Source organism: Paenibacillus piscarius (genome assembly GCF_022234545.1).
Classification (GTDB): domain Bacteria; phylum Bacillota; class Bacilli; order Paenibacillales; family Paenibacillaceae; genus Paenibacillus_AQ; species Paenibacillus_AQ piscarius.
Window position 1 is genome coordinate 125,709 of the sequence record NZ_JAIEUI010000021.1, and the last position, 11,855, is coordinate 137,563.

Genomic DNA, 11,855 nt, shown 5'->3' on the forward strand with positions numbered 1-11,855 from the left:
CTCTCCCCCTTCGGTATTCAATGGTTCTACGTAGCCGCAGCTCCATTCTCTGTATAAGCCAATCTATATAACATGGCCGTCAGCACTTCCAGTCCGGCCGCCAGGTCCTCCGGTGAAGTGTATTCCTCAGGCGAGTGGCTGATTCCTGCGCGGCTGGGCACGAAGATCATTGCGGCCGGGCAGCGCGGAGCGAACAGCTGGGCATCATGCCCCGCCCCGCTGACCATGCTCCTGTAGGGCATTCCCTGCTGGCGGCAGATGTCTTCAAGCGCTGCGCACAGCTCCTGATCCATCGGAGACGGGAGGGTAGCCAGGACCGGCTGCACGTCAAGCGCCAGTCCGCGCCGTCCACTAAGCGCTGCGAACTCCGCCAGCAGGGCGGAGCTGAAGCGCTCCAGTGCCCCCGCTTCGCTGTGCCGGATATCCAGCGTGAACTGCACCTCGCCGGGGATGACATTCGGGGTCCCCGGATAGACCTCCAGCCTGCCGGCTGTAGCGACCAGCGGGTCCCCCTCCGCTATGGCGTAGCGTTCCAGCGCCAGCAGCAGCTCCGCAGCTCCGGCGAGGGCATCCCGCCGGAGGCCCATCGGCGTCGTTCCCGCGTGGTTCGCTGTCCCGCTGACCTTGACGAGATACCGCCGCTGTCCGGCGATAGCCTGCACCACCCCGATGCTCCGGAAGGACCGCTCCAGCGTAATTCCCTGTTCAATGTGCAGCTCAACATAAGCAGCGATATCACTTCGGAGAGCACCGCCAGTAAGCCTGCGCCCGCCTTCCGTGTCAGCCGAAGCAGCAGCGGCCGGCACTGCTAAGCTGCCGTTGCCCAAGCCGCAAGCCGACATCGCCTCCGCCAGCGAGATTCCCTCTGCATCAAGACAGCCTGCAGCCTCACTGCCCTTATAGAGTCCGGTTACATTCCCCGAGCCCCAGAACGTCAAGGGGAAGCGGCTGCCCTCTTCCTCGCAGAAGGAGACTACCTCCAGCGTGCGAAGCGGCTGGCCGAAGATCATCCGCAGATAATGCAGCGCGGTAATGGCTGCCGCCACACCATAAGCCCCGTCATACCGCCCGCCGTTCATTACGGTGTCGATATGGGAACCGGTCAGAATGACCTTACCATCCGGCTCTGCGCCGGCTAATCTTCCATAGACATTGCCCACCTGATCCATCCGTACTTCAAGCCCAAGCTCAGCCATTCTCTCCTGCAGAAAATGCTGCGCCCCGCACCACTCCGGCGTGTACAGCAGCCGGGTCACCCCGGGCCCCGGGGCGCTGAAAGCGGCAAGCTCCTCCAGCAGCTCCAGCAGCTCCCCGGCTGCTTCCTGCGGCAGAGGCCGCATCATAGCCCCGGCTGGCTGCGCGTGATCCGCAGCCATTCCCCTCCGCCGCCGTCGACAATGCCTTCACCGGCGGTATAGACAACCTCGCCCCGGCAGAGTGTAGCCGTGACCTTGCAGGATAAGGCCATTCCGGCATAAGGGCTATGCCGGTGGCGGTACAGCAGATCCTCCGCCCGCAGAGTATACGCGGCATTCGGATCAAGCAGCACCAGGTCAGCATCCAGCCCTACGGCGATAGCGCCTTTGCGCTGCTCCAGCCCAAACCGCCGGGCCGGCTGCCCGGACAGCAGCGCGGAGATCAGCGTCACCGGCAGGCCGCGCACCTGCACGCCTTCATGGAACATCAGCTCCAGGCTGCTCTGCGCCCCGGAGATTCCGCCCCACGCCTCGAAGAAGCTCAGCTCCGGCGCAAGCTTCAGCTCCGGCGGGCAAGGCGAGTGGTCTGATGCGATCAGATCCACCCGGCCCGCCTCAAGCGCCGCCCACAGCCGCCCCCGTTCCCCGCTGCTGCGCAGGGGCGGGGCGCATTTGGCCAGCGGGCCCAGCGTCTCCATGCTGTCCTCATCCAGGATCAGATAGTGGGGGCAGGTCTCGGCGCTAACCTTCAGGCCGCGCTGCTTGGCCTGATGAATCAGCTCCAGCGCTGCCGCTGTACTGATATGGACAAAATGCAGCGGGCACCCGGTCCGCTCACTGTACAGCAGTGCCCGCGACACCGCCTCAAGCTCCGCTTCCGGGGGGCGCGAGGCAGCGAAATCACGGGCGCTGGTGCGCCCTTCGCGCAGGGCGGCGGCTCCCAGCACGGAGGTGATAGCCTCACTCTCCGCGTGAAGAGCAAGAATGCCCCCGGCCGCGGCGATCCGCTGCATCCCCTGATACAGTGTGTCATCGTCCACCTCGCGGAACCGGCCTTCCCCTTCGCCTCCGGGGTTGGAGATGAACGCCTTGAACCCGGCAACACCTGCTGCCGCGAGGCCCTCCAGCTCCTCCAGATTGCCGGGCACCAGCCCGCCCCACAGCAGGTAGTCCACGGCCGAATTCCCGGCCGCAGCTTCCGCCTTCAGGCGGAGCGCCTCAAGGCTCACCGTCGGCGGGTTCCCGTTCAGCGGCATATCCGCGTAACAGGTGCAGCCGCCGGCGGCAAGGGCTGCCGACCCGCTGCGGAAGCCTTCCCAGTGGCCCAGTGCCGGTTCATTGAAATGAACATGCATATCAATCATGCCGGGCAGCACATATTGTCCGGCCGCATCCATAACCCGGGTATCCGGCGAAGCCTGGAGCGCTTCACCCAGCGCTGCGATTCTGCCGTCCTTGACCCCGACATCCAGCCTGCGGACTTCACCGGGCAGCACCACCTCACCGTTTCTGATAATCAGCTCGTAGGCTTCTTTTTTCATGGATGGTCACCTCCGGTTCCTGAATATGGGCAATCGCTTAACTGCCACGATACGTGCTGTATCCTCCTGGTGCAACCAGCAGCGGAACATGATAATGGGCAGAGCGGTCTGCCACGTTGAAGCGGATCGGGATACGGTCCAGGAACGGCCTTACAACTTCAACTTTAACTTCAGTCTCAGCATGAACCCCCGCCTTAACGTCAGCTTCAGCCTCATCCCCGGCATCCCGCTGACCTCCAGCCCCACCTTCCGGCCCCCCCCGGAAATAATCACCGGCCATGAATACAATCTCGTAGGTTCCGGCCTGCATGTCTTCACCGGACAGCAGCGGGGCATCCAGCCGGCCGTCCTCATTCGTGACCGCCTGGCGCAGCAGCATAGGCTCTGCGGCGTCCAGCCGCCAGAGCTGGAGTGCAAGCCCTGCCGCCGGCTTTCCCTGTGACAGATCCAGCACATGGGTGGTCAGCCGCCCGTTCATTTCCGGCATAAGCATAGGCATTAGTGTCACCTTCCTCCTATTAATATGCAGTGCCCCGCCTCTATTCCCCTCCCAGCAGATCCTCCAGCCGGAACCGGGTAATGCGGCTGATCTCCCGCAGCGCCTGCGCTCTCTCCTCCTCCGCGCTACGGCTTACCCGCTCACGTATGGCGCTGATAATATCCTCTTTATCCTTTCCCCGCACAGCGAGTATGAACGGGAATCCGAATCTCGTTGTATACGCAGCATTCAGCTCCGTGAGCTCCCTGAATTCCTCCGGCGCCAGCCGGTCCAGTCCTGCCCCCTGCTGCTCTGCCGCCGACAACGGGCTGACCGCCAGTCTTGTCGCCAGATCCGGGTGGGCCCTCAGCAGGAGAAGCTGCCGGTCCGGCTCCGCAGTCAGCGCCACCTCCGTCATGGCATCATGCAACTGCTGCACTGTACTGAACGGCCTTTTCACATAAGCGCCTTCCGCCACCCAGGGCGAATGCTCGAAGATTCCGCCGAGGACCTCCACGAATTCCGGTTCTGCCATATCGTTAATCTGTTCCAGGGTCAATCTGCCTGCCGGGATATTCATGAGCCTGCCTCCCTTCATCTAATATGCAAATAGGCATCATACCCGCATAATGTCCCGGCTCAGAACCGCTGTTCCCGGATATAAGGCGTTCCCAGCGCTTCCGGTGTACCTGAAGGCTTGTTGCGGTTGCGGTAGCCGAGATACATCAGTACAAGGATGGTGACGACGTAGGGAATCATTTTGAGAAAATACGGCGGCACCGCACTGCCCAGCAGCTGAATACGGAAGCCCAGCGAATCAAGCGCTCCGAAGAAGTAGGCGCAGAATAGGGCACGCAGCGGGTTCCACCGGGCAAAAATCACCAGACCGACAGCGATCCAGCCCCGCCCGGCGGTAAGGCCTTCATTCCAGGTCGGCGCATACGCCAGCACCATGTCGGCACCGGCCAGGCCGATCAGCGCGGCTCCGGCAGTAATATAGCTGTAACGGATCAGCTGCACCCGAATCCCCATGACATCCGCAGTGGCCGGATTATCGCCAACCGCCCGCAGATGCAGGCCCCATGAAGTATGGTGGATCAGCAGATGCAGCAGCACCACCAGCAGCAGACTGAGCCAGGCCAGCACATCCATCCGTCCAAAAATCTCCCCGAGCACCGGAACCGACTTCACCGCCCCCAGATCGAGCTTCGGTGAAGTCCCCGGCAGCGGAGCTCCGCTGATCGACTTGCCGAGATAAGCGCTTAGCCCGCTGCCGAACAGGGTCATCGCCAGGCCTGACATCGTCTGATTCGCCCGGAGCGTAACGCACAGGAGGGAGTGGACCAGCCCCAGAAGCGCGGTGACCGCCACGGCAGCCAGCAGGGCCAGCACCAGATTGCCGCTGCGGATATAGACGATACAGGTCGTCACCGCCCCCATCAGCATCAGCCCCTCCGCCCCCAGCTGGATGATTCCCGACCGTTCGGTCAGAATCCCGCCCAGGGTCGCCAGCAGCAGCGGTGTTCCGGCGGAGATTGCAGCGATTAATAACTGTGTAGTGAAATCCATAAGTGAACTCCCTTCTCTAAGCGTTGGCTGCTATGCGCTCCGGCGGATGCGGAACCGGTGGATCATGTCGCCGGCGATCAGGAAGAACAGGATCGCACCCTGCAGCATCTCCGAGATGGACGAAGGCAGGCCGATGGTCTGGACACTGTAGCCGCCGACGATCAGGCCGCCGAACAGGACCGAGGTGATAATGAGGCCAAGCGGATTCAGCTTGGCAAGCCAGGCGACGATGATCGCGGTGTACCCGTAGCCCGGGGAGATGCCCTGCATCAGCTTATGCGTCACCCCGGATACCTCCGCCATTCCGGCGATTCCCGCAAGACCGCCGCTGATCAGCATTACGATAATGATATGCTTCCTGATGTGGATTCCTGCATAGCAGGCCGCCGTAGGATTCGCTCCGATCAGGCGCAGCTCGTAGCCCCAGCGGGTGAACCGGATCATCAGATAATAGATAAGCACGGCAATCAGGCCGAAGATCAGCCCGATATGCAGCCGGGTGCTGCCCAGAACGGGCAAAGACTCTGCTGCCGTGAACATGGGAGAACCCGGAAAGTTGAAGCCCTTCGGGTCCTTCCAGGGGCCGAATACCACATAATCCAGCGCCAGCAGGGCCACATAATTCAGCATCAGCGAGGTAATCAGCTCATTGACGCCGAAATGCGTTCTCGGGATTGCCGTCATCAGCCCCCACAGCGCTCCGGCAGCCATGCCGAAGACCAGCATCAGCGTAATAGACCAGAACGACGGGAGGCCGGGAAAATAAATCGTGACGGCTGTAGCCGCCATAGCTCCTACCGTCAGCTGGCCCTCGGCTCCGATATTCCACACGGAGATCCGGTAAGCTACGGCGATGCCAAGGCCGCACAGCAGCAGCGGAATCGCCTTGACCATCGTCTCGGTGAAGCCGTAGGAGGTGCCGAACGCGCCGCGGAACATTTTCTCATAGACCACCAGCGGGCTCATGCCGTTCGCGGCAATGAATGCCGCACATAGCAGAAGCGCCAGAACAACAGACAGAACAGGAGTCCACCAAGGGGAACGGGTACGGCTTGCATCATATTCAAGCCGGAGGGAATACCACTTCCCGCCGCGGCCAGCCGCAGGCTCCAGCACGGCAGAATCGCTGCCAGGCTTAAGGCTCATACGGCACTCCCCTCCCTGCTGCGGATTCCGGCCATCAGCAGGCCGAGCTGTCCGCGGTCAGCCTGCTCATGGTCGCTCTCCCCGATGATCGAGCCGTTGTACATGACCAGAATGCGGTCGGATAATTGCAGCAGCTCATCCAGATCCTCGGAGATCAGCAGCACCCCGCTGCCCGAGCCGCGCAGCTCCATCAGCAGCTCATGGACCCCGGCCGCTGCGCCGACATCCAGCCCCTGGGTCGGATGGACCGCCACCATCAGCTTCGGCTGATGGCTGACCTCGCGGGCGAACAGCAGCTTCTGCTGATTCCCGCCGGACAACTGCTGCACCGGAGTATCCAGCTCCGGCGTCTTCACATTGAAGCGGCGGACCAGCTCCTGCGACCAGGAGCGGTTCCGTGCCGCCTTCAGGAAGCCAAACCGGGAATGCTCCCCGCTGCGGTAGGACTTGAACAGCAGATTATCCACCGAGCCGAGCCTTCCGGCCAGACCGCTCTTCATCCGGTTCTCCGGCACATGCGAGATTCCCGCGTCAATTGCCCCTCTGACCGAGGCCACAGTGACCGGATTCCCGTCGAAGTGAATCTCGCCCGCCTTCCAGGTCCGCAGCCCGGTCAGCACCTCCGCCAGCTCCTTCTGCCCGTTGCCCGCCACCCCGGCTACACCCACAATCTCTCCTTCGCATACGGTGAGCGACAGCCCGTCCAGCGCTTTGCGCCCATGGTCGGCCGACACCGTAAGGCTGCGGACAACCAGCAGCGGCGCTCCGGCAGTCTGCTCGCGCTCCTGGCGGCGGATCGTCACCTCCCGGCCGACCATCAGCCGGGCCAATTCCAGCTCGTCTGTGTCCGCTGTATTCAGCGTGGCAATCATCCGCCCCTTGCGCATCACAGAGATCCGGTCCGAGGACGCCATGACCTCTTTCATTTTATGCGTGGTCATGATGACCGTCTTGCCCGCTTCCTTCATCACCCGCAGAGTCTCGAACAATTGCTCCGCCTCTCCCGGTGTCAGCACCGAGGTCGGCTCATCGAGAATAATGATATCCGCGCCGCGGTAGAGTGTCTTCACAATCTCCACCCGCTGCTGCTCTCCGACGGACAGCTGCCAGATCGGACGGTCCGCCGGGAATTTCAGCCCGTAGCGCTCACCCAGCGCTTCAATCTCTTCCTGCTTGCTTCTGCGCCATTTGCCGCCGCGCCAGAAAGACGACTTCTCGCCAAGCACGATATTCTCCGCCGCCGTTAAGCTCTGCACCAGCCTGAAGTTCTGGAAGACCATGCCTACACCAAGGGTTGCCGCATCCTTTGGAGAGCGGATACGCACCGGCCGGCCATGAAGAAGAATCTCCCCCGCATCCGCCCGGTACACCCCTGACAGCATACTCATAACTGTGCTTTTCCCGGCCCCGTTCTCACCCAGCAGCGCGTGAATCTCACCCGCATTTGCCGTAAAATCAACCTGATCGCTGGCCGTCACCGATCCGAATCTCTTCACAATACCGCGCATTTCAACCGAAGGGTCCTGCATCACAAGACGCTCCTTCCCTGATCGTTATAGTACGGGTGGGGAAAGCTCCGCCATATGCAGAACCCGCCCCACCCATAAGGCCGTGCTGTATGAAGTTGTAAAGACGGGTTATTGCGGGATCGTGCCTTCGACGCCCTTGGCCAGCCAGTTCATGCCCAGCACCTCTTCCAGCGTCAGCTTCTGGCCGTCCTGTACCATTATATTCCCCTTGTTATCCGAGATTGGTCCAGTGAATACCTCCAGCTCTCCGCTGATGATCTTGGCCTTGGCATCCTCCACCAGCTGCTTCACATCGTCCGGCACCTTGTTGCCGAAGGGCGCAAGCTCAACCATGCCGTCCGCCATATCGCCGGAGTACTGCTCGCTTTTCCAGGTCCCGTCCATCACGGATTGCACAGCCTTCACATAATAAGGGCCCCAGTTCCATACCGGATTGGTCAAATAGCTGTCCGGTGCATACTTGCTCATATCCGAATCGTTCCCTCCGGCAAAAGCTCCCCGTTCCGCTGCCGCCTGAAGCGTCGCCGGTGAATCCTGATACGCCAGCAGCACATCCGCTCCCTTATCCAGCAGGCTGATTGCCGCCTGGCGTTCAGTTGCCGGGTCATACCACGTATTTGTCCAGACCACATCCACCTTGATGTCCGGGTTCACGCTTTGCGCGCCTAGGGTGAAGGCATTCAGGTTATAGATGACCTCACTGATTGGGAATGCACCAACGTAACCCAGGTGGTTTTTCTTGGTCATTTTGCCGGCTGCAATGCCGCTCAGATAACTTGCCTGATAGTTTTTGCCGAAGTAAGTCCCCATGTTCTCGGCCGTTTTGTACCCGGAGGCATGAAGGAACTTCACGTTAGGGAACTTGCCGGCTACGTTCAGCGTAAAGTCCATATAACCAAAGCTTGTAGTGAAGACGATGTCGTGCGATTGGGCCAGCTCGGTAATAATCCGCTCCGCATCGGCGCTCTCCGGCACATTCTCCACATAGTCCGCTTTGATCCCCAGCTCCTTCTCCATATAGAGGCGGCCCTGGTCATGCTGATACGTATATCCGCCATCCCCCGGAGGCCCGATGTAGACAAAAGCCACCTTCGGCTTCTCCGCCGCCGGCGCTGTAGTAGCTGTTGCACCGCTGTCTGCGGGAGCCTCGGTTGACTCAGGCGCTGTGGTCGCCGCTCCGTTGGTACCCGATGCCGAGTTGTTGCTGCCACACCCTGCAAGAACCACCGCCAGCAGGAACATGGCAAGCAAGCTGAATGTGAAGACCTGACCCCTTTTTCTCATAATTCTCCTCCTCCAGAATATCTCTTCTAATGGACTGAACCATTAATGTATCTCTACTATACTGAGGAGGAGCCATAACGTAAATTTATATAACATAGCTTTGGTTCTTCGTCTAAGAAGCGGGGCCGGTTTTGTGCCTGATGCACGAAGCTGCTTCAAATTATTATTAAAATACGTGATTTTATCTGACATGACGCTGCCTTGACGGTTCTCCGAAACTCCCTGGCAGCTCTGCTCCAATGGAGGCCGACGCCGCCCCTTCCTCCAGCCGGATGCCTTTATACTCCGCAGACCCGATAATGGCCGCTATGCCCTCCTCCTCATCCAGCTCCTGAAGCCCGGTGAAGAGCGGCCTGGCAAACAGGGCAGGCTGCCGTGCCCCCTCCGGGGAACCCGCTACGTAATCCAGTTCCGGGTGCTGCTTGTAGGTGCGGATGAGCCGGCGGACAAGCTCAGCAGAGAAAAACGGCTGGTCCGCCGAGGCAACGACTACAGCATCCGGCTGCAGCGGAGAGACGGCGTTCAGGCCGCAGCGCAGCGAGAAGGACAGGCCCAGATGGGCGGTCAGGCAAGTCTCGACCCGGCGGCTGCCTCCGTCCTCCCCGGCAGGCGGCAGCCAGCGCAGCGGATCGTCTGCCCGGACCACCACAATCAGCGGATCAAGCCCGCACCGCCCCAGCTCCCCAAGCATTGCCGCCCCTGCGGAACCTGCCCCCGTCCGGTTCCGGTTCAGAGAATTCAGAGAACCTTCAGAGGCTCCTGCCCCCATGCTCCGGCTTGCCGCCAGATAGATTCCGGCCACTTTCATCGTTCTCCACTCCTTTGGTTGATAGGATCTGTACAGGAAGATGCTATTCCCGTTCCAGCATACTGCGGAAGAGGAAGACCAGCTTCAGCTTCATGAGATCATTGATTTTTTTGAAATCGACATCCAGCAGCTCGCTCAGCTTCTCAATCCGGTAAGTCGCCGTGTTGCGGTGAATGTACAGCTTCTTGGCGGTCTCATTGACATGTCCGTCATTCTCCAGATAGACCTCCAGCGTATGGAGCATCTCCTTGACATATTCCGGCTCCCGGCCAAGCAGTCCGCGCAGGCTGCCGGTGTAATAACGTTCCATCGCCTCAGCCGGAATCCGGTTCAGCAGCAGCTCCAGCTCCACCTGGCGGTAGTGCACCACATGGCCGTGGGCTCCCCAGTGTCTGAACATACCCATACATTCCTTTACCTCGGCAAAAGCTTCCTTCAGCCCTTCCGGCTTCCCCTTCACACTGCTCACGGCTGCCCGCGGATAATACCCTTTACCGAAATTCAGGCCGGCAAAACATTCATTAATCATGTCTCTGAACTGTGCAGCGGAACAGGAAGCAGCAGGATACAGCGACAGCAGTCCTTCGTCCATCAGGAGATGGATCGCCTCCATCCCGTTCAGTCCGGGGTGTGCCGAATACTCCTCCTTCAGGCGCAGCAGCTCTCCCTGCCGGGCTTCGCCCGCAGCGCCCACGTCGGTCAGCACCAGCTGATACGGGGCCTCCAGCAGCGGGATATCCAGCCGGAGCGCCGCCTGTGCCAGCTCTGTATAGCGCAGGTCATCGCTGAGATACCGCCGCAGCAGCCCGCTGAATTCACGATGTCCGGCCTGCTCGTAATAATCCTCAAGACCTGCATGAATATGATAGGCAATCAGCTCCGCCCCCTGGACGAACAGACTCTCCTCGACGGACAGGAGCAAGGGGTCAATGTCGCAATACTGCAGATAGCCCAGGCATTTCCCCGCCTGCAGCAGCGGAATCCGGTAGGACGTCCCTTCGCCGAGCCGGAGGCGCTGGCTGCGCTGCTGCCAGGGCCAGCCCTCCAGCAGCTCCTCTCCGGAGTACCCGGAGCTGTTGAAGAGAATCGTGCCGCGTGTACTGATGACAGCCAGCGGATAACCGATCACCCCGGCGACAGACTCCAGCAGCGGACGGCTGCGGGCGCTGCGCAGCGCGAACCGCATCAGCTCGCGCTGCTTCTCCATCATACGCTGCAGCACACTGGTGCTCCGTGACAGCTCGGCGCGGAACAGGCCGTTCATCTGATCGGAGAAGGTGAACTGGAACGGAAGCTCGATCAGCGGGAAATTCAGCTGCTCTGCTTCGGCGATGAGCGGCTGGGGCACAGTATCCCAGAACCGCCCCAGCTTAATTCCGAGCCCCGCGGAGCCGCGGCGGTTCAGCGTCTGCAGCAGCGCTGAAGCCTCCGCCGGGCTGTCCTTGATCAGATAGGCGGTGGTCAGCAGCATTTCCCCTTCTTTGATCCAGTCTGAGATATCCGGGGCATCCATCACATTGATTGATTTGACAATCCGGTGCTTCCCCTTAGAGCCTGCGATCAGCTTGGCTTCGGATAAAGGATAAATGGACAGCGCTTCTTCAACGGTAAGATGCATGACCATCCCTCCTTCTTTGCTTTTTAAGTTATTATGGCTTGCGGCTTTTATGTGTTAGTTTATGTAACATTATAGATAAAATGAACTGCTTTGGGAAGATGGAATTTCATAATTCATATAGTTTGCGTAATATAAGTTGACATACTCTAAACATCAACCTTGAAGGAATGGCAAAACTGTAAATTTGTTAAACCTGAGCTTTGATATAATGGGTGAAACTGTCGCGCCTTCGCCTTCACCCGGCACAACGTGTCCGGTTTGGTGCATAGACCAAGCACATAGCTTCGTGACAGCATATTGTATCGGATTTTTCATGAGTGCTCTGAAGCGTCCTCCCTCTCATGTCGGCGCTCCACCTAACTCTGGCCCATTCTGAGGGTTTTCTCTGTCACCGGCCGCTTGGTCGGGCAGCATTGTTGCACATTTTGCAGGATTTCTTGATAAAAGTTACTGGCTGGAGAGAAATGTTGCATCATTTGCATAATTTCCGTAGTTAAGAGCAAAGTTAGCGCCGGGTTTGTTGCAATTCGTGCAAGATTTCAGCACAGGCGGCTTCTATCGGGCATCATTGTTGCATTTATGAGACAATTTCATAATTCAATGTGTTAGATAGCAAGACCGGGCCAAGGATTTAAAGTCATTTTTTCAAAAATCAGGCGATTTTCTGGGAGTCTCTCAACTGCTGG

General features: G+C 59.7%; 10 protein-coding genes. All 10 read right to left on the bottom strand.

All coding sequences use genetic code 11. The annotated features are described in order from the left end of the window. Positions 1–26 precede the first annotated feature (26 nt). The 10 genes from K1558_RS26235 to K1558_RS26280 all read right to left on the bottom strand — a co-directional run bounded on the left by K1558_RS26235 (position 27) and on the right by K1558_RS26280 (position 11,169). Entirely contained in the window at positions 27–1,376 is a 1,350-nt protein-coding gene (locus tag K1558_RS26235) for a Zn-dependent hydrolase (RefSeq protein WP_238654916.1), read from the bottom strand. Beyond that, positions 1,340–2,737: an allantoinase AllB gene (gene allB, locus K1558_RS26240; RefSeq protein ID WP_238654917.1), complete on the bottom strand. Its 1,398-nt coding sequence runs from the start codon at positions 2,735–2,737 to the stop codon at positions 1,340–1,342. The genes K1558_RS26235 and allB overlap by 37 nt, the downstream gene beginning before the upstream one ends. A 37-nt stretch (positions 2,738–2,774) precedes the next feature. Further along, on the bottom strand, positions 2,775–3,215 hold the full coding sequence (locus tag K1558_RS26245) for a hydroxyisourate hydrolase (protein WP_420800472.1): 441 nt from the start codon (positions 3,213–3,215) through the stop codon (positions 2,775–2,777). 61 nt (positions 3,216–3,276) lie between these two features. Continuing rightward, complete coding sequence (gene uraD, locus K1558_RS26250; protein ID WP_238654919.1) at positions 3,277–3,795, bottom strand: 2-oxo-4-hydroxy-4-carboxy-5-ureidoimidazoline decarboxylase; 519 nt, start codon at positions 3,793–3,795, stop codon at positions 3,277–3,279. Between the two features lie 59 nt (positions 3,796–3,854). After that, positions 3,855–4,784 (bottom strand): ABC transporter permease, encoded by a 930-nt coding sequence (locus K1558_RS26255; protein ID WP_238654920.1) that lies wholly within the window; start codon positions 4,782–4,784, stop codon positions 3,855–3,857. A 30-nt stretch (positions 4,785–4,814) separates the two neighbouring features. Beyond that, positions 4,815–5,930: an ABC transporter permease gene (locus K1558_RS26260; protein ID WP_238654921.1), complete on the bottom strand. Its 1,116-nt coding sequence runs from the start codon at positions 5,928–5,930 to the stop codon at positions 4,815–4,817. Beyond that, on the bottom strand, positions 5,927–7,459 hold the full coding sequence (locus K1558_RS26265; RefSeq protein WP_238654922.1) for an ABC transporter ATP-binding protein: 1,533 nt from the start codon (positions 7,457–7,459) through the stop codon (positions 5,927–5,929). Before K1558_RS26265 ends, K1558_RS26260 begins: the two co-directional genes overlap by 4 nt. A 108-nt stretch (positions 7,460–7,567) precedes the next feature. Further along, positions 7,568–8,743: a BMP family ABC transporter substrate-binding protein gene (locus K1558_RS26270; RefSeq protein WP_238654923.1), complete on the bottom strand. Its 1,176-nt coding sequence runs from the start codon at positions 8,741–8,743 to the stop codon at positions 7,568–7,570. Between the two features lie 181 nt (positions 8,744–8,924). Next, on the bottom strand, positions 8,925–9,551 hold the full coding sequence (locus tag K1558_RS26275) for an NTP transferase domain-containing protein (protein WP_238654924.1): 627 nt from the start codon (positions 9,549–9,551) through the stop codon (positions 8,925–8,927). 43 nt (positions 9,552–9,594) lie between these two features. After that, entirely contained in the window at positions 9,595–11,169 is a 1,575-nt protein-coding gene (locus tag K1558_RS26280) for a PucR family transcriptional regulator (protein WP_238654925.1), read from the bottom strand. Positions 11,170–11,855 lie beyond the last annotated feature (686 nt).

What these genes read in the sequence shown, in the direction of transcription:
- K1558_RS26235 (WP_238654916.1), bottom strand. Translation starts at nt 1,376, where the DNA reads ATGGCTGCGGATCACGCGCAGCCAGCCGGGGCTATGATGCGGCCTCTG.
- allB (WP_238654917.1), bottom strand. Translation starts at nt 2,737, where the DNA reads ATGAAAAAAGAAGCCTACGAGCTGATTATCAGAAACGGTGAGGTGGTG.
- K1558_RS26245 (WP_420800472.1), bottom strand. Translation starts at nt 3,215, where the DNA reads ATGAACGGGCGGCTGACCACCCATGTGCTGGATCTGTCACAGGGAAAG.
- uraD (WP_238654919.1), bottom strand. Translation starts at nt 3,795, where the DNA reads ATGAATATCCCGGCAGGCAGATTGACCCTGGAACAGATTAACGATATG.
- K1558_RS26255 (WP_238654920.1), bottom strand. Translation starts at nt 4,784, where the DNA reads ATGGATTTCACTACACAGTTATTAATCGCTGCAATCTCCGCCGGAACA.
- K1558_RS26260 (WP_238654921.1), bottom strand. Translation starts at nt 5,930, where the DNA reads ATGAGCCTTAAGCCTGGCAGCGATTCTGCCGTGCTGGAGCCTGCGGCT.
- K1558_RS26265 (WP_238654922.1), bottom strand. Translation starts at nt 7,459, where the DNA reads ATGCAGGACCCTTCGGTTGAAATGCGCGGTATTGTGAAGAGATTCGGA.
- K1558_RS26270 (WP_238654923.1), bottom strand. Translation starts at nt 8,743, where the DNA reads ATGAGAAAAAGGGGTCAGGTCTTCACATTCAGCTTGCTTGCCATGTTC.
- K1558_RS26275 (WP_238654924.1), bottom strand. Translation starts at nt 9,551, where the DNA reads ATGAAAGTGGCCGGAATCTATCTGGCGGCAAGCCGGAGCATGGGGGCA.
- K1558_RS26280 (WP_238654925.1), bottom strand. Translation starts at nt 11,169, where the DNA reads ATGCATCTTACCGTTGAAGAAGCGCTGTCCATTTATCCTTTATCCGAA.